This window comes from Haloglomus halophilum, from assembly GCF_024298885.1.
GTDB lineage: Archaea > Halobacteriota > Halobacteria > Halobacteriales > Haloarculaceae > Haloglomus > Haloglomus halophilum.
Window position 1 is genome coordinate 1,421,535 of the sequence record NZ_CP101166.1, and the last position, 18,756, is coordinate 1,440,290.

The window sequence follows — 18,756 nt, forward strand, 5'->3', positions numbered from 1 at the left end:
TTTGTCACACGACGCGGAACCGGAACGCGTGTCTATCGCTCGCCGTCGCCGCCGGCTGCTCGCCGCCCTCGTCGTCGGGTTGCTGTTCGTCTGTGGGGTGGTGCTGTTCGACGTCCTCCAGACGGTGTTCTTCGCCATCACGGTCGCGTACGTCCTCTACCCGGTCCACCAGCACCTCGTACGGCGGGGACTGCCGGCCTACTGGGCCAGCGCGGTCGTCACGGGAGCCGCGTTCGGCGTCGTCCTCGTCGTCGTGGGGGCGCTCGGACTCGTCCTCTACAACCGGCGCGAGTCGCTGTTCACCCTCCTCCGGACGGTCCCGCCCGAGGTGACGGTCCCGCTGGGGGAGTTCACCTACACCGTGGACACGACGACGATCCTCGCGACCGCCCGGAACGCGCTACAGGGACTTGCCGTCGACGTGGCGACTGCCGCACCGGTGCTCGGCCTGAAACTGTTCCTGTTCGCCATCCTGTTGTTCGCGCTGCTGGTCCGGCCGGAGGCCGTCGGCCGGGCGGCGTTCTCCGTGACGCCGCCGGCCTACCACGACGTGCTGGTGGCACTGGACCGACGAGTGCGAGAGACGCTGTACGGCATCTACGTCCTGCAGGCTGCGACGGCGGCCGGCACGTTCGCCGTCGCACTCGTGATATTCGGGGCACTGGGATACGGGGCCCCGTTCACGCTGGCGGTCGTCGCGGGTGTCCTCCAGTTCATCCCCATCGTCGGCCCGGGCGTGCTCATCGCCGTGCTGACGGGCGTCGACCTCGTCACCGGGATGCCGACGCGGGCGATTCTGGTGGCGGTCATCGGAGCCGTGTTCATCGGCCTCGCCCCCGACGCCATCATCCGCCCGCGGCTGGCGAGCCGGGCGGCACACCTCCCGACCTCGCTGTACTTCATCGGGTTCACCGGCGGGCTCCTCACCGTCGGCGCAATCGGCTTCATCGCGGGGCCGCTGGTGGTCGGGCTGCTGGTCGAGGCGGTCGAACTGCTCTCGCAGACCGCCGAGGGGCGACAGACCCAGCTGGACGCGACGGTGACTCCCGGGCCGAACGGTGAGGCCGGCGCGGACCCGCGGCCGGGCGCGCTGCAGGACGGCCAGGTGGACGGCGCGGACGAGCCGGACGACTGACCCGTCCTCAGGCGGTCTCCAGCGTGTTCCCCTCGGCCTCCCACTCCGTCAGCGACCCCTCGTAGAACGCCAGGGTCGGGAAGCCGAGATGCCGGAGGACCGTGTACGTGTGACTGATGCGCCGGGCGGTGTTGCAGTAGAGCAGGACGCGCTCGCCCGGCCGGATGCCACGCTCGGCGAGCAGATCGCGGAGCTCGTCCTCGGGGAGCAGCCCCCGTGTCTCCGTGTCGACCAGCTCCTGCCAGTCCAGCCGGACCGCCCCGGGGATGTGGCCCTCGTCGAACTCCCACGCCTCGCGCGTGTCGACGATGACGGTCCCGGGGTCGGCGACGGCGGCCTCGACGGTCGCCAGCGGCACCAGGGGACCCCGCTCCTCGTACGCGGCGCGGTAGTCGGTCGGCTCGACATCGGGTGCCTCGCCCGTCGTCTCGTGGTCGAGGTTGTAGGCGGAGAAGTCGCCGTCGAGCAGATGCAGGCGGTCGGGGTCGTGGCCGTACAGCTCGGCGGTGACGAGCAGGCGCGCGGCGAACACGCCGTTCCGGTCGTCGTAGGCCACGATGCGGTCGTCGTTCCCGATGCCGACCTCGCTCATGAGGTCGGCGAACGCTCGCGAGCCGGGGAGCATCCCGGCCTCGGCCTCGCCGTGCTCGGTCGCCCGGAACGAGTCGAAGGGGACGTTCACGGCCCCGGGGACGTGCCCGATGCCGTCGAACTCCCAGGCGTCACGGACATCCACGACGGCCACATCCGGGTCCTCGCGGTGGGCCGCCAGCCAGTCGACACTCACGACGACCGGCACGTCCCCGTCGGCGTCACCGGAACCATCGCCCCGTACACGCCGCCCGGCGTCCTCGTCGGTCATACCAGCACCTCCTGGCCGGGCGGGCATCAACCCGGCGAGCGCGGCGAACGGGACCCGGGATACTGGATAGCGGATTTCGTTGCCGGTTCCGTGGCGGCTATTTGGACCACAATTCGACTTCCGGGACCGAAACCGGCACAGGAACCGTCAGCTGGTCGGGAAGCGACGGATTCCGCCACCGCCCTAACCGGCAACAAATTCCGGTAATAGCCATGGGCGGCCTGTCCTGCCGGTGGTGGTAGGGTTATCTCTCGGGTCCGGGTATAGGGGAACGAACATGGTAGAAGACAGCTACGCGAAGGACGTTCTCGTCTCCGCCGACTGGGTCGAGGACCGACTCGACGAGTTCCAGAGCGACGACCCGGCCCACCGACTGGTGGAGGTCGACGTGGACACCGAGGCGTACGACGAGGGCCACGCCCCCGGCGCCATCGGCTTCAACTGGGAGACCCAGCTCCAGGACCAGACCGAGCGCGACATCCTCTCGAAGGAGGACTTCGAGGACCTGCTCGGCTCCCACGGCATCACCGAGGATTCGACGGTCGTCCTCTACGGTGACAACTCCAACTGGTTCGCGGCCTACACCTACTGGCAGTTCAAGTACTACGGCCACGACGACGTCCGCCTGATGGACGGTGGCCGCGACTACTGGGTCGAGAACGACTACCCGCTCTCGGACGAGGCCCCCGACTTCTCCGCGCAGGAGTACACCGCCGGCGGCCCGTTCGAGGGCATCCGCGCGTACCGCGACGACGTCGAGCACGCTATCGACCGTGGCATCCCGCTCGTCGACGTCCGCTCGCCCGAGGAGTTCTCCGGCGAGATCCTCGCGCCGCCGGGCCTGCAGGAGACCGCCCAGCGTGGCGGCCACATCCCCGGCGCCGAGAACATCTCGTGGGCCGCGACGGTCAACGACGACGGGACGTTCAAGTCCCACGATGAGCTCGAGGAGCTGTACGGCTCGCAGGGCATCGACGACTCGCAGTCGGTCGTCGCCTACTGCCGTATCGGCGAGCGCTCCTCCATCGCGTGGTTCGCGCTCCACGAGCTGCTGGGCTACGAGAACACGACGAACTACGACGGCTCCTGGACCGAGTGGGGCAACCTCGTCGGCGCGCCCGTCGAGACGGGCGGGGCTGACGACTGAGCATCGCGAAGGAAGAAGCCCCGGAGCGAGCGGGGAGAGCGGGGGCGAAGCCCCCGGCGAGCGGCACCGCCGCGAGCGGAGCGACCCGCGAGCAGGGCTCGGGCGAGTAGAACGGACCGCGTCGGCCGACATCTCCACTCTTCTTTCACCTCCGGAGCCGCGGCACCCGTCTGACACACCGACCACCATCAGACAACCCAGCATATCCAGAATACCGTACAAATATTCATCTAGAACACCACATAATGCCTGCGGACCAGATATACCCCAGATATATCGGTTGATAATCTGAGGGACAACACGAGGCGGTGCCGGCGGCGACCGCCGGGCGCCGGGGGTTCGAGTCCCGTCCGCGGGACGTCGACGGGAAGTGATTCTCGCATTAGGGGCACGCTAAGGGCCACGAACCGTCGTTCGAGTGTCCGACGAAATCCGCATGTTTCTTGCGTCCGCACCGACAGAGGCGGGTATGAGCGAGACGGCCGACTCCGCCGGAACGGACGACGCGGGCGGCCAGGCGGACGGGAACGTGCTGTTCGTCGTGCTGGACACGGTCCGCAAGGACCACCTGACGCCGTACGGCTACGACCGGCCGACGACCCCCGTACTGGAGGAGTTCGCCGCGGAGGCGCGAGTCTACGAGAACGCGGTCGCACAGGCACCGTGGACGCTACCCTCGCACGCCTCGATGTTCACGGGGCTGTACCCGAGCGACCACGCGGCCACGCAGGAGGACCCCTATCTCGGGGACGATATCGGGACGCTGGCCCAGGCAGTCCGGGCGAGCGGCCGTGCGACGGCCTGCTACTCCTCGAACGCGTGGATAACCCCCTACACCCGCCTCACGGCGGGCTTCGACCAGCAGGACAACTTCTTCGAGGTGATGCCGGGCGAGTTCCTCTCGGGGACGCTCGCGAACCTGTGGCAGCGCATCAACGACAACGAGCGCCTGCGCTCGGTCGCGGACCGCCTCGTCGAACTCGGCAACACGGTCCACGAGTACCTCGCCAGCGGCGAGGGGGCGGACACGAAGACCCCGGAGGTCATCGACCGGACCATCGAGTTCACCGACGAGGCCGAGGACTGGTTCGCGTTCATCAACCTGATGGACGCCCACCTGCCCATCTACCCACCCGAGGAGTACCGCGAGGAGTTCGCTCCCGGGGTCGACCCGACCGCAGTCTGTCAGAACTCGAAGGAGTACAACTCCGGGGCCCGGGACATCCCCGAGCAGGAGTTCGACGACATCCGCGGGCTGTACGACGCCGAGATCCGGCACATCGACGCCCAGCTGGAGCGCCTGTTCGACCACCTGAAACGGACCGGCCAGTGGGACGACACCACGGTCGTCATCTGTGCGGACCACGGCGAACTCCACGGCGAGCACGGGCTGTACGGCCACGAGTTCTGCATCTACGACCCGCTGGTGAACGTGCCGCTCATGGTCAAATCGCCCGGGCTGGCGCCGGGGCGCGACGAGACGACCGTCGAACTGCTCGATCTCTACCACACGACGCTGGACGCCGCGGGCGCGACCGAGGCGGCGGGCACACCCGACCACGGTGGCGAGGCGTTCGACCCGACGCGGTCGCTGCTGCGCGAGGAGGCCCGGCAGTTCGAGGGCGGCGAGTACGGCTTCGTCGAGTACCACCAGCCCGTCGTGGAGCTGAACCAGCTGGAGACGAAGGCCGACGAAGCCGGCATCACCCTGGACGAGGACTCCCGGTTCTACTCCCGGATGCGCGCGGCGCGGCGGGCCGACGCGAAGTACATCCGCAACGAGCGCATCCCCGACGAGGGCTACCGGCTCGACGAGGACCCCGGCGAGACCGAGGACGTGGGGACCGACGACCCCGCCGTCGCCGAAGTGGAGGCGACGCTCGCCGAGTTCGAGGAGCTGGTCGGGGGTGAGTGGTCGGACGTGGACGACGACGACGTGCTGGGCGACATGAGCGACGACGCCAAATCCCGACTGCAGGACCTGGGCTACATGGAATGACGGGCGAGGGGCGGCAGTTCGTCGAGTTCGCGACCCGCGAGACGCTGGCGAAGACGGCCGTCGGCTTCCTCGTCGCGCTCGCCTTCCTCTACCTCGTGACCGTCGGTCTCGGTGTCGAGAAGGTGTCGCAGGCGCTGGCCGGTGCCGAGTGGGAGTGGGTCGCGCTGGGCTGTCTGTCGACGGCGTTCTGTCTCGCCGCGTGGGGGAAGGCCTGGCAGATCGTCCTCCAGGTGGTCGGCATCGACGTGCCGTACCGCCGGCTCGTCGTGACGTACTTCGCGGCCACGTTCGCCAACTACGTCACGCCGCTCGGACAGGCCGGCGGCGAGCCGTTCATCGCGTACGTCCTCTCGCGGGACACGGACGCGAGCTACGAGGACTCGCTGGCCTCGGTCGTGACGGCGGACCTGCTCAACCTGCTGCCCTTCTTCAGCTTCGCGGCCGTCGGCCTCGGGGTGTTGCTGAGCCGGCCGTCGCTCCCGGCGGCGACGCGCCCGCTCGCGTTCGGCCTGTTCGGGATGGCCGTCGGCATCCCCGCGCTCACGGGCGCCGGCTGGTTCTGGCGCGAGCGGGTCCGGAGCGGAATCCTCCGGCTCGTCGCGCCGGTCGCACGCCGGACCCAGCGGGTCAGCGTCGACGGCGCCGCGAACCGCATCGACGACCTCTACGGCGCGTTCGGGCGCGTCGCGCAGGACCCGCGTGCGCTCGTGAAGGCCGTCGCGTTCGCCTACGTCGGCTGGGTGTTCTTCGCCTTCCCGCTGTACTGCGCGGGGCAAGCCCTCGGGGTGGACATCAGCCCGCTGACGGTGCTGTTCGTCGTCCCCGCGTCGACGCTGGCGGGGATGGTCCCGACACCCGGGGGGCTGGGCGGCGTGGAGGCGGCGCTCGTGGCGCTGCTGGTCGCGGTCGCCATCAAGTCCGCCGCGCTCGCGCTCGCCATCGCCCTTGTGTACCGCATCGTCTCCTACTGGTTCGCGCTCGGTGTGGGCGGCGGCGCCGCGCTGGCGGTCGTGAAGCGCGCCTGAGTGGGACCCAGCAGACCGTTTAACCGCCCAGAGTGCCTCGGATAGCGTATGAGCGACACCGCAACCACCGACCGACCGATACACCTCGACGACGAGGCCGCACTGGATGCCTTCCTCGGCGACCACGACCGCGCGCTGGTCGAGTTCTATACGGATGGCTGCTCGATATGCGCGTCGATGGAACCCGTTCTGGGGAACGTCGCCCGCGCGACCGACGTGGCGGTGGCGCTGGTGAACCCGCGCGACGACCCGCCGCTGGTCGAGCGGTTCGCCGTGCAGAGCGTCCCGCTGCTGGTCTACTTCGAGGACGGGGAGCCGGTGGCGCGGAAGGCCGAGGGGTTCGTCGGTGCCGACGACGTACTCGCGTTCGTCGACTCGGACGACTGAGAGGCCGCCGGAGCGTCGCCGCCGGAGTAACGAATTTGTGACCTGCCCGAGGTAGCACACACGATGTCGACGAGGACGAGCGTCCGCGGGACGATACAGGGGATGGGGAATCGAGCGAACCCGGCGTTCGCGGCCGGTGCCGTGGCCGTGCCGGTGCTGGCACTGGCGTACGTGCTGGTGAACGGGACCGTCCAGCAGCACACGTACGTCCACGTGATGGCCGGCGTGCTGTGGACGGGCATCGACCTGTTCATGGCCGCGGTGCTGGGGCCGGTCATCGGCGGCCTCGACGTGGACGCCCGTGCCGACATCTTCCAGCGGTTCACGCCGAAGATGACCTTCCTGATGCCGGTCCTGGCGCTGGTGACCATCGTCGGCGGCATCACGCTCGCGCTGCGCCTGGACTACTTCCCGAACGCCGACCCGTGGCTGGCGCTGATGAACCTCGCCATCGTCGTGCCCGCACTCGGGCTCATCGGCTACCAGTTCCGTGCGTTCGGCGACCGCCGCTGGCAGGCGGTCTTCGCGGTCGCCACCGTGGCGAGCGTCGCCTACCTCGCGGTGACGCTGCCGGAGTTCGCCATGACCTCGACGGTCATCGCAGTGTCGCTCGGCATCGTGGTCGTGCTGAGCGTGCTGGGCTTCGGCGTCCTGATGCCCGGCGAGGTGCTGATGTACAGGGAGATGACCTCCGCGGAGCCGGACACCCGGCGCATCGCCGACATCGGGATGCGCAACGCGAAGCTGGCGGGCATCCAGGGCGTGTTCCAGCTCTCCATCATCTTCGTGATGGTGTACCTGCGGTGGGGCGGGTTCTGAGGCGCACGCTCGCGACACTCACTCCGCCCGCCACCGCAGGTCCGGCGTCCACACCCCGGGTTCGAGTCCGAGCCGGCCGGTCCGCGCCCGGACCCACCACGCGATGGCCGCGATACCGACGAGGATGGCCACCACGCCGAGCAGCCCTACCTCCGGGCCGAACCGCCCGCCAGTCACGAGGTCGGGCCCGGTCTCGCGGGTGCGGACCACGGCGACCCCCAGCCCGACGCCGCTGACCGGAAACTCGAACAGCACCCCCTGGGCGTAGTTCCACGAGAGGTGCAGGCCCAGCGGAATCGCCAGCTCCCCGCTGAGGACGTAGCCGGGCGCGAGGAACACGCCCGCGATCGCAATCGCGAGGGCGACCGCAGCGAGGGCGAACAGCGCGCTGGCGACCCGGAGGACGGTCCCGAGGTCCGACCCCGGGAGCGCACCCGCCAGCGCGCCGCCCCGGTAGTCGTCGGTGAGCAGGCGGATGCCCACGCCGGCGGCACGAGAGCACAGGACGAAGAGGACGAGCGTGAGCGCGACGCGAATCGGGAGCCGGAGCCGCCGCTCCGCACGGGACCAGCCGACCCAGACCATGCGGTCGAGGAGCCAGTCGAGTGGGTCCGGGAGGGCGGGGTGGGGGGACACGGAGGAGCCGTCACACGGGCGGAAGAAGAGTTCCGGGGGCGTGGAGGGAACTGCCTCAGGCGCCCTCGACCAGCCGCTCCAGCTGCTCGGGCGGTACGGCACCGCGGGCCGCGTACCCCTCGTACGTGAACGTCGGGACGCCCGTGACGCCCGTCTCGCGAGCCGCGTCGAACCGCTCGGTCAGCTCCGCACGGAGGTCCTCGTCGGCGAGCGCCTCGTGGACGACCTCGGCGTCGAGGCCCACGTCGGTCGCGATGTCCACGAGCACCTCCTCGTCGCCGATGTCGCGGCCGTTCTCCCAGAGTGCCGCCAGGAGCGCCTCGTCCAGCGCGAGCCACGTCTCGTACGGCTCGACCTGCTTCACACGATAGGAGACCAGTTGCGCCGGCAGGGAGTCGACCTCCATCGCGATCTCGAGGGTCATCTCCACGTCGTAGCGCTCCTGCAGGCGCCGGACGTTCTCTCTGGCCTGCTCGAAGTACTCGTCATCCTTCCCGTCGTCGACGGCGTGGTCGATGGAGCCGTCGGGGCGACGCTTGTTCGCGCGCAGGTCGAACGGGTGCCAGTCGATCTCCAGCTCGTCCTCGCGGTCGGCCTGGTAGCGCGACAGCGACTCGCGGCCGAGGTAGCAGAACGGGCAGACGTAGTCGGAGTAGACGGTGATGGCGTCGGGCATGCGTGGACAGAGGCGCCCACGCCACAAGAGTTGCCGGGCGACCCCGGACGGAAAGCGTGACACTCGGTGCCGTAGCACGCAACAGCTATCTTCTCACCCGGCGTACCGGTTGTATGAACATCACACTCCTCGAGAACCACTGGTACGGCGCGACCTTCAGCCCCAGCGCCCGCTTCGGTGGGGACGACGAGAACGGACACGGGCACGAGGACACGACGCCGGAAGCCCACGGGGGCGAGGAATACCAGGAGGGCGGACACGAGGATAGCACCGCCCGCCGCCTCGCGATGGCCGCCGTGGTCCCGATGGTCGTCGCCGGGGTCGCCGTCGGCGTTGTCGCCGCACGACGCATCCAGGCCCGACGCGCCGCCCACGCCGACGAGCTGCGACGAATCGAGGTCGACGCCATCGAGTACGCCAACGATATCGCCGAATGACAGTATCTCTATGTCGCCCATTTATAATAAAAATATAAATATCTCCGAGAATATTCAGCCAATTTATCTCCGTTGCTAAGCCTATTCCCATAATAGTACGTGTCCAGACAGATTATACACGGCCACGTGCGACTCCGGGTCGGGACAGGGTTAACGACGGCCGGGGTCGAACAGGTGGTCAATGACCGGTGACGAGGGGGAGCCAGCGGTACGGACCGAGGGGCTCGCGAAGCACTACGGTGACGTGACCGCGCTGGATGACCTGTCGCTGACGGTGCCGCGGGGGGAGCTGTTCGGCTTCCTCGGCCCGAACGGGGCGGGGAAGTCGACGACCATCAACATCCTGACCGGGCAGCTCGTGCCCGACGAGGGGACCGCCGAGGTGGTAGGCATCGACCCCGTCGCCGAGCCGGTCCGGGCGCGCGAGGCGGTGGGTATCCTGCCGGAGAACGGTCGGCCGCCCTCCTTCCTCACCGTCCGTGAGTACTTCGAGTTCGTCGCGGCCACCCGCGACCTCGACGACGGGACGGTCCAGCCCCGCGTGGACGCGTGGGCCGACCGACTGGAGTTCGAGCACAAGCTCGACACGCTCTGTACGGACCTCTCGCAGGGCGAGCGGCAGAAGGTGCTCATCACGCAGGCGTTCCTCCACGAGCCCGACGTCGTGTTCATCGACGAGCCGCTGACCAACCTCGACCCCATCATGCAGGAGCGGGTGAAGCGGTTCTTCCGGGAGTACCGCGCCGACGGCAACACGCTGTTCCTCTCGACGCACTTCATCGGGACCGCCGAGGAGGTCTGCACGCAGGTCGGCATCATCAACCGCGGGCGGCTGCTCGCCGAGATCGACCCGCGCGAACTCGGAGCCGAGGAGAGCCTGCTGGACCGGTTCTTCGCGGCGGTCGACGCCGACTCGAAGGAAGGGGCCGTAATCGGCGAGGGGCTGGCGACGGACGCCGCCGACCCCGCGGCGATGGCCGAAGAGGAGGCCGTCGAGGCCGAGACGGACGGCGGCGAGGCGAGCGACGCGCGACGTGGCTCGTCGGGCCGCCGGTCCGACGACGGCGAGACCGGGCTCGGGGGGACGGAGGACCGGTAGATGGGCGTCTCCTACCGCTACCTGTTCGACCGGATGGTCCGCGAGGAGTGGCGGCTCCACACGGAGCTGTTCGGCGGGGCACGGTTCGCGACCTTCCCGCTGTTCGTCGCGCTCGTCGCGGCCGGGACGGCTACCTTCTTCGCGCTGGGGAACGCCGATGCCGACACGCTGCTCGGGGGGCTCCACCTCGTCGTCGCGCTGCTGGGGCTGCAGGTCGGCACCGTCGGCCTCGTCGGACGGGACGCGCTGGAGGACCTCCTCGGTGACACGACGCTGTTGCTGTTCGCCGCGCGCACGCTCCCCGTCTCCTTCCGCCGGCTGATGGTCGCCTTCGTGTTCAAGGACGTGCTCTACTACGCGTTCCTGTTCATCCTACCGCTCGCGGTGGGCGTGGCGCCGCTGGCGTACTTCGGACTCGTCCCGTGGACGACGGTGCCGCTCGTGTTCGTCACGGCGGCCGGGATGTTCACGCTGGGCGTGTCGCTGTCGCTGTTCCTCGTGGGCGTCTACACGCGCTCGCGGCTCGCGTCGCTCGCGGTCACGGGCGCGCTCGTGGCCGCGCTCGTGCTGCGGGGCGCGACCGTCGTCAGCGTCACGCCGTACCAGCTCGTCTCGCGGGTGACCCCCGCCGCGGTCGCCGGGAGCGTCCTGCTCCCGGTCGCCCTGACGGCCGCCGGCATCGCGCTGTTCGAGTTCGACCGGCGGACGCCCGCCCGGACCGCCCGCGACCGCTTTCGCTTCCTCCACTCACGGCTCGGACGGCTCGACCGGCAGGGCGCGCTCACGAAGTCACTGCTCGACGTGGGGCGCTCCTCGGGCGGGCTCTGGAAGGTCGTCTTCTCGCAGGGGCTCGTCTTCGGCGTCCTCGCCGTGTTGCTCGCCTACCTCCCCGAGGTCGTCCCCGTCCGGCCGGCGCCGGGGCTGACCATCGCCACCATCCTCGCGCTGGGGACGTTCACGACCTACAACTGGCTCTGCCAGTTCGAGGACGAGCAGTTCTACCTGCGCTACCCCGTGAGCCTGCCGACCGTCTTCCGCGCGAAGCTCATCGGCTTCGCCATCCTCGCGCTCCCGGTCGGGCTGGCGTACCTGGCGCTAGGCGGGCTCGTCTTCGGCTACGACACGGCCATCGTCGGCCTGCTCGTCTTCCCCCCGCTCTCGATGTACGTCTTCGGTGTCACCGCGTACGTCGCCGGCCTGGAGCCGACGGAGCTGCTGTTCGACACGCCGACGTTCGCGCTGTTCACGCTCGCGATGATGGCGGTGCTAATGCCCTTAGTCATCCTCGCCATCGCGTACCCGCTCTACCCGCCGCTGCAGACCGGCGGCGCTGCGGTCGGTATCGGGCTGGTCGCGGGCGGTATCGGGGTGGGCCTCTACACCCGTACCGGGGCGCGCTGGGAGCGGAAGTCGCTAAGCGAAATAAATTAAATCTGAATTGAGGACATGAGTCGTGAAATTCCAGCATTTCGCAACAGCAAGTATTAAAAGCTTATTTATTCAGATATATTGTCTATCTTGTCTTCGATATCCTCTAGTTTTTCTTCTATATCATAGAATTTTCTGTTCGGGATATTCTCTATGAACTCTTCCCAATTATATCCGCGAGAAAGTTTCTGATACAAATGCTCTGCATACTCCTGTGCCACTACATAATTATCATACGATTGCGAAGGATACATGAACTCTGCTTCAATTTTTATATCTACCTGATGAGATATGAAATCATTATTAATTCCAGGTTCTCCACCATCAGTCAATAATAACGGCGCATGAGGGTTTTCACCTGCTTCTGGATGATTAGGTGGTAAGCCCACTGTAGTCATTCTAGGCCTAGTGTTGACAAATATCGAAAATTCACCATCCATAGTTATCTCTATACCTCTAAAGTCATCAGTCACCTTAATTTCAGCACCATCAGGGATAGGTAATCCTTGATCCTTATCTTCAGTTGAGGTAGCTTCAGCTTCCTCAATCAAATCGCAAAATTCTGATGGGAATTCATTCACAACCGGATCATCGTTATCACCCATCAAAATATCATCTGATGAGATGGTTACAAAATCATAATCCGAAGAGACTGAGCGATCATCCTCAATAGTTTTAATCTGATCTAATAGTCGGTCCCAGCTAATAGAAAACAAGTCCCTCAATATAGACAGACACGATATTCTCTCAAATAGCACGATATGAAGGTATTCTGTTTCTTCATTATCTGTCTCCCTCTCTATTGCTTCAAGAATAGAATCGCGGTTTTCAGAAATAGTTTGAAGTATATCGGAGAATTTGTAATAATACCCTGGTTGAAAGTCTAATTTTGGTGTTTCCAGTCTATTTCCGTGCGTATACCAAAAATTATGCGACTTCTCGATTTCCAAGTCATGTTCATCCTGGAATAGAGATAGCAATTCGCCATCAGAGACCAGGCGTGTAGATTCGCCAGATCTGATTCTGTATTCTCTTTTTTGTATTTTGCCCTCCGAATTTTCAGTGATTGCTACCGGTGGCGGATTGCGTTTCTGGTATATTTTAAGTACCAATATCGATCCCTCGGAAAGATCACCACGGCTTTCTGAAAAGAAGTCGTGCCTGAAATCTATGCTGGGGCTACACCAGTCAGCAGATATTTCAGATATTGTACTCAGACACTCTTCTTCTATTAGATCTGCTCCCTCAGGCTCGCCTTCATCATTAACCCCAAACACAATTTCACCACCCCTGTGATTTGCAAATCCAGTTATATGTTTGGCAATTTTATACCTACTTTGACCATCAGGATTCGTTAATAAGCTCGCACTCTTAAAGTCTAATTGATCATTTTCATCGGACTGTAATAATCCCCACAGCCCATCATCACTGACAAGAATAGTCATATGATAACAAGATTATCCGATATTATAAAATTACGGTGTATAAATGCGGACAGCAATACCTCGAAGAGTTTCATTCAGGCGACCACCACCGCTATGGTCGTCACGCCCGCAGCCATATCCATGAGTACGCGACGCCCAGCACCCGTCGAGCGGCCGGTGATCCTCACCGTCGCCGGATCGGATTCGGGTGGCGGCGCCGGCATCCAGGCCGACCTGAAGACCATCGAGGCCTGCGGCGGCTTCGGCACCTCCGCGGTGACCGCGGTCACCGCGCAGAACACGACCGGCGTCCACGGCACGCACGTCCTGCCCGTCGAGGAGGTCGAGGCACAGCTGGACGCGGTCCTCGCGGACTTCGACGTGGCGGCGGTGAAGACCGGGATGCTCGCCACCGCCGATATCGTCGAGACCGTCACGGCCTACGCCGGTGACCTGAACTGCCCGCTCGTCGTCGACCCGGTGATGGTCGCGGCCAGCGGCGACCGCCTGCTCGATGAGGCCGCCGAGGACGCCTACGAGGCCCTCGTCGGCGAGGCGACGCTCGTCACGCCGAACGCCGACGAGGCCGCGGTCCTGACCGACGTCGACGTCGAGGACGAGGCGGGGGCGCGCCTCGCCGGCCAGCGTCTCCTCACGTGGGGCGCCGAGGGCGCGCTCGTCAAGGGCGGCCACATCCCCGGCGACGAGGTACTGGACACGCTCGTCACCGCCGACTACATCGAGACGGCGCGGCACCCGCGCATCGACACGGAGGCGACCCACGGCTCGGGCTGTACGCTGGCCTCGGCAGCGGCCACGCATCTCGCGCACGGCGAACCCCTCCGTGAGGCCGTCGGCGAGAGCGCCGACCTGCTCGAACGGGCCGTCCGCTACCACCACGACGTGGGCGAGGGGCCCGGCGCGGTCCACCACCTCGCCGACGTGCGCAACGAGGCCGCACGGAACCCCACGGCCGAACGGGTGCAGGACGTGGTGGACTGGTTCACGGAGCGGGACGTATCGCCGCTCGTTCCCGAGGTGGGGATGAACGTCGTCGGTTCGACCCCGTACGCCGAGGCACCCGAGGAGACCGCCGCCGTCGAGGGGCGCATCACCCGCACCCTGTCGGGCGTCCAGCCCAACCGGGGCGTGCGCTTCGGCGCGTCCAGCCACGTGGCTCGCTTCCTGCTCGCCGCGCGCGAGTACGACCCAAACCTGCGCTGGGCCGTCAACTGTCGGTTCACCGACGACATCGAGGCCGCACTGGCGTCCCTCGATGGCCGGGTCGCCGAGTACGACCGCGACGCGCAACCAGAGAACGTGGCCGAGGTCGAGGAGTCCACGATGCAGTGGGGCGCCCGGCAGGTGTTCGGCTCGGTAGACGCGGACGGCGAGCGGCCCGTCGTCGTGCTGGACCGCGGCGCACACGGGAAGGAACCCATCGCGAAGTTCGTCGGGACGGACGCACGGCAGGTGGCCGAGCGGGTGGTGAGCGTGGTCGAGACGCTGGAGTCCGACTCCGGGGAGTAGGGTCGACCGCCCCGCGGAGAACAGGGCCCGACAGCACGGCCAGCGCGCCCTGAACCGCCCCCGCCGCCGAGTTGGCGGCACTCACCGCCGACCTCCGAGTGGTAGTCATTTACACCCATACTTATGCCGCTGCTTCTCGAAATTGCTAGGACGATGAGTCACACTCCGGACCCGATCCACGTCCTCCACGTCGAGGACGATCCGGAGTTCGCCCACCTGACCGCGTCCTTCCTGGAGCGAGAGGGCCAGGGATTCGATGTCGTCAGCGCCGGGAGCGCCGCCGAGGGGGGTGAGCGGCTCGCCGACGGGGAGTTCGACTGCGTGGTCTCGGACTACGACATGCCGGGGCGCAGCGGTATCGAGTTCCTCCGGAGCGTCCGCGAGTCACACCCGAATCTCCCGTTCATCCTCTTCACCGGTAAGGGGTCCGAGGAGATCGCCAGCGATGCGATCTCGGCGGGCGCGACGGACTACCTCCAGAAGGGAACGGGTGGTGAACAGTACGAGTTGCTGGCCAATCGGATCGAGAACGCCGTCTCGCGCGCACAGAGCGAGCAGGCCGAGCGGCACCTCCGCGAACTCGCCGAGAACACCGACCGCGTCCTCTACATCTTCAGCCACGACTGGACCGAGCTCCTGTTCATCAACTCCGCGTACGAGGCCCTCTGGGGCCGGTCGGTCGAGGCGCTCCGGAACGACCCGACCGACTTCCTGAGCGGCATCCACCCCGAGGACCGCTCGCGGGCACAGGGTGCGATGGAGCGGATGTCCGACGGGGAGACGATCGAGCACGAGGTCCGTGTGGACGAACGGTCGGGGTTCGACCGGTGGGTCCGCGTCCGGGGCGAGCCCATCACGGACGAAGCGGGCGAGGTCGTCCGGGTGGCCGGGTTCGCGACCGACATCACGGAGCGAAAGGAGTTGCAACGGACGCTGGAGGAGCGAACGGAACGGCTCGAGGAAGCACAGCGTGTCGCGGGCGTCGGGTCCTGGGAGTGGAACGCGGAATCGGACACGGTCGTCTGGTCGGACGAGACCTACCGCATCTTCGGGTGGGACGCCGACGAACTCCCCACCCCGTCCTTCGAGGACTGGCTCGGCGCCGTGCATCCCGACGACCAGGAACGGGCCCAGGCAGCGGTCGAGGAGGCGATGGCGACTGGCTCGTTTCCGACGTTCGAGCACCGCATCCAGCGCCCCGACGGCCGGGTGACGTGGGTCCGGTGTCGCGGAGAAGTGACACGGGAGGCGGGCGAGACCGTCCAGATCACGGGTACCATCCTGGACATCACCGAGCGTCGGACCGGGGAGGAGGTAGCGGAGTAGCGCCTCAGTCCGCGCTGGCCGTGCCGGCCACCAGTTCCTCGGGCGGCCCGCCCGGCAGCGCGTCGCGGTCGTGGCTCGCCTCGAAGTCCAGGTCCGGTCCCACGGCGACGAACGCGGTCGGGTTGATGTCCGTGTGGGTGGTGTAGTAGTGCTCCTTGATGTGAGCCATGTTGACCGTCTGCTCGATACCGGGCGTCCCGTAGATATCGCGGACGTACGGCCAGAGGTTGTCGTACTGCTCGATGAGCTGCCGGTTGCACTTGAAGTGGGTGTGGTAGACCTGGTCGAAGCGCACCAGCGTCGCGAACATGCGGAGGTCAGCGAGCGTCAGCCGCTCGCCGTCACCGACGAGGTAGCGCTGGTCCGCGAGCACGTCGTCCCAGTGGTCGAGCGCGTCGAACAGCTCGGCCACGGCGTTCTCGTAGGCCTCCTGCGTGCCGGCGAAGCCCGCGCGGTAGACGCCGTTGTTGATGGGGTCGTAGATGGCGTCGACGACCTCGTCCACCTCGTCGCGGATGTCCGCGGGGTAGAGGTCGACGCCGTTGCCGACCTCCTTCATCTCGGTCGCGAGCATCCGCATGATCTCGATGGACTCGTTGTTGACGATGGTCCCCTCCTGCGTGTCCCACAGTACCGGGACCGTCACGCGGCCGGTGTACTCCGGGTCGGCCTCGACGTAGGCCTCGCCGAGGTAGTCGAAGCCGTTGATGCGGTCGGTCGTGCAGTCGTCCTTCTCGGGGGTGAACTGCCAGCCCCGCTCGTCGCGGTACGGGTCGACGATGTCCATGCTGATGGCGTCCTCCAGCCCCAGCAGCGACCGGACCATCGCCGCGCCGTGGGCCCAGGGGCAGGCCCGGGAGACGTAGAGGTGGTAGCGGTCGCTCTCGACGGGGAACTCCTCGCCGAGGGCGTCCCGGAAGGTCGTCGGCTGCCGGTCGAACTCACCCTCCTCGTCGCTGAACTCGTACGTGTCGGTGCGCCATTCGCCGTCGACGAACATGTTGACCATGACTGGTCACCCCTACACGCGCGAGACATATCAGCGTCATCGTGACACGGGTGATACCAGCTATGGCGGCCGAAACCGACCTTCAGGACGGTCGGGCGTGCAGGGGCCGGTGGTCGCCACGGACGCCGGAACCGCCGACAGGTTCAAGTCGGTGTGAGGCATTGACACGCACTGTAATGGGAGACACGAAGAAGGGCCGTGAGCGGAAGGGTCTGGTGAAGCGAGAACAGCGACGCGAGCGCGACATCGAGAAGGCGATCGAACACCAGGACGAGGACGTCGACTTCGAGGAACTGTACGAGGGCGAGGAGATCGACCTATAGCGGGACCCTCCCGCACCTTCTATCGTCAGCTACCATCCCAGCGACAGCCACGCCGACAGCGGGCGGGCGCGCCGACGTAGAGCGCCCAGCGTCCACCATGCAGCCGCGGCGCCCCGCGCCCGCGCCGTGCAGCCCCCGGACCGTCAGTCGAACGAGACGGCGTGGAGTCGGCCGTCGCCGTACGGCACCAGCACCTCGGCCCGACCGTCGGCGTCCACGTCGGCCGTGACGGCGGGCGTGTAGAGCGCGCGGTCGCCCTCGCGCTCGAACGTCGCCCGGACGGTCCCGTCGCCCGCGAGGACCGCGACGACGCCGTCTCCCGTCACCGCGACGACCTCCGGCCGGCCGTCACCGTCCACGTCGCCGGCCGTCGCGGGCGGGACCGAGCGGAGCGGTGCTTCCGAGAGCGGGTCGCTCGTCCACTCGACCGCGCCCGTGCCCCCGTCCAGCGCCCGGACACGGGCATCCTCACCCGTCACGTAGACCTCGACCGTGCCGTCGTCGTCCCCGTCGAGGGCGGGGCCGACCGCCGCGAGGTCGCCCGGGACGCCGTGCCGCCACTCGACCGCGCCGTCGCGGCCGTCGAGCGCGATTATCTCGCCGTCGGCGGTCGTGACGAGGAACTCGACGGCCGGGTCGTCGTCCACGTCGACGGCCGTCGCCCAGACGATGGTGCCGTCGACGGAGACGTTCCAGTCACTGACGCCGTCGCCGGTGAAGGCGACGACGTGGCCGTCCCCGGTTCCGAGGACGAGCTCCGGCGCGCCGTCGGCGTCGAAGTCATCGACGACGGGGTCCGCGAAGGTGTAGGCACCGAGCGAGCGCCGCCAGACCACGCCGTCGGGACGGACGACGAGCAGTTCGCCACGGGCGTCGACCGTCACGAGTTCGGGCGCGTCGTCGCCGGCGAGGTCCGCGACGACGGGCGTGACGTAGCCGTAGTCGGTGAGCGAGACGGCGAAGCGGCGTTCCCCGCTCCGGGCGTCGTAGGCGACCGTCTCGGACGCCGTGGTCGAGGCGATGACCTCGGGTGCAGGGCCGCCGAGGAAGTCCGCGACGACGGGGTCCGCGACGGCGTGGATGGTGCAGTGTTCGGGCGGGATCGGAGCGGTCCAGCGCTCCCCGCCGCTCCCGTTCAGCGCGAGCAGTCGGCAGCCCTCCTCGTCGCCGCGGCCGCCGAGGGGGTGTGCGACGACGACGCCGTCGGTCCCGTTCACGCCCGGGAGCCGCCCGACACCGGGCGAGTGGTGGTTACCGAGGACCTCGGAGTCGCCGGCGACCCAGTCGACGCTGGCCGTCAGGTCGTCGTCGCTGGCGGTGTCGCCCCCGGGGAGGGTGCAGCCCGCAATGACGAGCAGGGCCGCGAACGCGAGCGCGACGAGCGCACGGGAGGGCAGGCGCGGGCACCGGCGGTCGTCCGCGGACGCGCCCGCGGACGACCCATCGTCACCCAGCGGCGAGTCCATATCCCGGAGTCGGCGAGCGAGCGGCAAA

The 18,756-nt window shown here is 67.2% G+C and carries 18 protein-coding genes; 12 read left to right on the top strand and 6 right to left on the bottom strand.

The genetic code is table 11. The annotated features are described in order from the left end of the window. The first annotated feature begins 28 nt into the window (after nt 1-28). The gene (locus tag NL114_RS07030; RefSeq protein ID WP_254824080.1) at nt 29-1,135 is read left to right on the top strand and encodes an AI-2E family transporter; all 1,107 of its coding nucleotides are present in this window, start codon (nt 29-31) and stop codon (nt 1,133-1,135) included. Nucleotides 1,136-1,142: 7 nt separating this feature from the next. On the opposite strand, the gene NL114_RS07035 is transcribed toward NL114_RS07030, so the two are convergent. After that, nucleotides 1,143-1,934, bottom strand: a complete 792-nt coding sequence (locus NL114_RS07035) for a sulfurtransferase (protein ID WP_254824688.1) — start codon at nt 1,932-1,934, stop codon at nt 1,143-1,145. A 340-nt stretch (nt 1,935-2,274) separates the two neighbouring features. On the opposite strand from NL114_RS07035, the gene NL114_RS07040 reads away from it, so the two are divergent. From NL114_RS07040 to NL114_RS07060, 5 genes are all read left to right on the top strand, one after another. After that, the gene (locus NL114_RS07040) at nt 2,275-3,144 is read left to right on the top strand and encodes a sulfurtransferase (protein ID WP_254824081.1); all 870 of its coding nucleotides are present in this window, start codon (nt 2,275-2,277) and stop codon (nt 3,142-3,144) included. 469 nt (nt 3,145-3,613) lie between these two features. Further along, a complete protein-coding gene (locus NL114_RS07045; protein ID WP_254824082.1) occupies nt 3,614-5,143 on the top strand; it encodes a sulfatase in 1,530 nt (509 codons plus the stop codon). After that, the gene (locus NL114_RS07050) at nt 5,140-6,168 is read left to right on the top strand and encodes a lysylphosphatidylglycerol synthase transmembrane domain-containing protein (protein ID WP_254824083.1); all 1,029 of its coding nucleotides are present in this window, start codon (nt 5,140-5,142) and stop codon (nt 6,166-6,168) included. The genes NL114_RS07045 and NL114_RS07050 overlap by 4 nt, the downstream gene beginning before the upstream one ends. A gap of 48 nt (nt 6,169-6,216) precedes the next feature. Continuing rightward, a complete protein-coding gene (locus tag NL114_RS07055) occupies nt 6,217-6,555 on the top strand; it encodes a thioredoxin family protein (RefSeq protein ID WP_254824084.1) in 339 nt (112 codons plus the stop codon). 102 nt (nt 6,556-6,657) lie between these two features. After that, the gene (locus NL114_RS07060) at nt 6,658-7,374 is read left to right on the top strand and encodes a hypothetical protein (RefSeq protein ID WP_350355419.1); all 717 of its coding nucleotides are present in this window, start codon (nt 6,658-6,660) and stop codon (nt 7,372-7,374) included. An 18-nt stretch (nt 7,375-7,392) separates the two neighbouring features. On the opposite strand, the gene NL114_RS07065 is transcribed toward NL114_RS07060, so the two are convergent. Further along, nucleotides 7,393-8,010 (bottom strand): hypothetical protein, encoded by a 618-nt coding sequence (locus tag NL114_RS07065; protein WP_254824086.1) that lies wholly within the window; start codon nt 8,008-8,010, stop codon nt 7,393-7,395. Between the two features lie 55 nt (nt 8,011-8,065). Next, nucleotides 8,066-8,686: a DsbA family oxidoreductase gene (locus tag NL114_RS07070; protein WP_254824087.1), complete on the bottom strand. Its 621-nt coding sequence runs from the start codon at nt 8,684-8,686 to the stop codon at nt 8,066-8,068. 113 nt (nt 8,687-8,799) lie between these two features. Here NL114_RS07070 and NL114_RS07075 point away from each other — a divergent pair, with 113 nt between their 5' ends. The 3 genes from NL114_RS07075 (at nt 8,800) to NL114_RS07085 (ending at nt 11,653) form a co-directional block, all read left to right on the top strand. After that, nucleotides 8,800-9,123 (top strand): hypothetical protein, encoded by a 324-nt coding sequence (locus NL114_RS07075; protein ID WP_254824088.1) that lies wholly within the window; start codon nt 8,800-8,802, stop codon nt 9,121-9,123. Nucleotides 9,124-9,304: 181 nt separating this feature from the next. Continuing rightward, the gene (locus NL114_RS07080; RefSeq protein WP_350355403.1) at nt 9,305-10,222 is read left to right on the top strand and encodes an ABC transporter ATP-binding protein; all 918 of its coding nucleotides are present in this window, start codon (nt 9,305-9,307) and stop codon (nt 10,220-10,222) included. Further along, on the top strand, nt 10,223-11,653 hold the full coding sequence (locus NL114_RS07085) for a hypothetical protein (protein WP_254824089.1): 1,431 nt from the start codon (nt 10,223-10,225) through the stop codon (nt 11,651-11,653). 65 nt (nt 11,654-11,718) lie between these two features. Here NL114_RS07085 and NL114_RS07090 read toward each other — a convergent pair whose 3' ends face one another. Then, the gene (locus NL114_RS07090; RefSeq protein WP_254824090.1) at nt 11,719-13,095 is read right to left on the bottom strand and encodes an AlbA family DNA-binding domain-containing protein; all 1,377 of its coding nucleotides are present in this window, start codon (nt 13,093-13,095) and stop codon (nt 11,719-11,721) included. Nucleotides 13,096-13,215: 120 nt separating this feature from the next. Between NL114_RS07090 and thiD the strand changes: the two genes are divergently transcribed. Together thiD and NL114_RS07100 are read left to right on the top strand one after the other, a co-directional pair. Beyond that, entirely contained in the window at nt 13,216-14,604 is a 1,389-nt protein-coding gene (thiD, locus tag NL114_RS07095; RefSeq protein ID WP_254824091.1) for a bifunctional hydroxymethylpyrimidine kinase/phosphomethylpyrimidine kinase, read from the top strand. A 153-nt stretch (nt 14,605-14,757) separates the two neighbouring features. Then, nucleotides 14,758-15,930, top strand: a complete 1,173-nt coding sequence (locus NL114_RS07100; protein WP_254824092.1) for a PAS domain-containing response regulator — start codon at nt 14,758-14,760, stop codon at nt 15,928-15,930. A 4-nt stretch (nt 15,931-15,934) separates the two neighbouring features. Here the strand turns inward: NL114_RS07100 and NL114_RS07105 are convergent, their stop codons facing one another. Next, a complete protein-coding gene (locus NL114_RS07105) occupies nt 15,935-16,939 on the bottom strand; it encodes a glutathione S-transferase family protein (RefSeq protein ID WP_254824093.1) in 1,005 nt (334 codons plus the stop codon). A 176-nt stretch (nt 16,940-17,115) separates the two neighbouring features. On the opposite strand from NL114_RS07105, the gene NL114_RS07110 reads away from it, so the two are divergent. Next, the gene (locus NL114_RS07110) at nt 17,116-17,262 is read left to right on the top strand and encodes a hypothetical protein (protein ID WP_254824094.1); all 147 of its coding nucleotides are present in this window, start codon (nt 17,116-17,118) and stop codon (nt 17,260-17,262) included. A gap of 143 nt (nt 17,263-17,405) precedes the next feature. On the opposite strand, the gene NL114_RS07115 is transcribed toward NL114_RS07110, so the two are convergent. Beyond that, complete coding sequence (locus NL114_RS07115; RefSeq protein WP_254824095.1) at nt 17,406-18,728, bottom strand: outer membrane protein assembly factor BamB family protein; 1,323 nt, start codon at nt 18,726-18,728, stop codon at nt 17,406-17,408. Nucleotides 18,729-18,756: the final 28 nt, after the last annotated feature.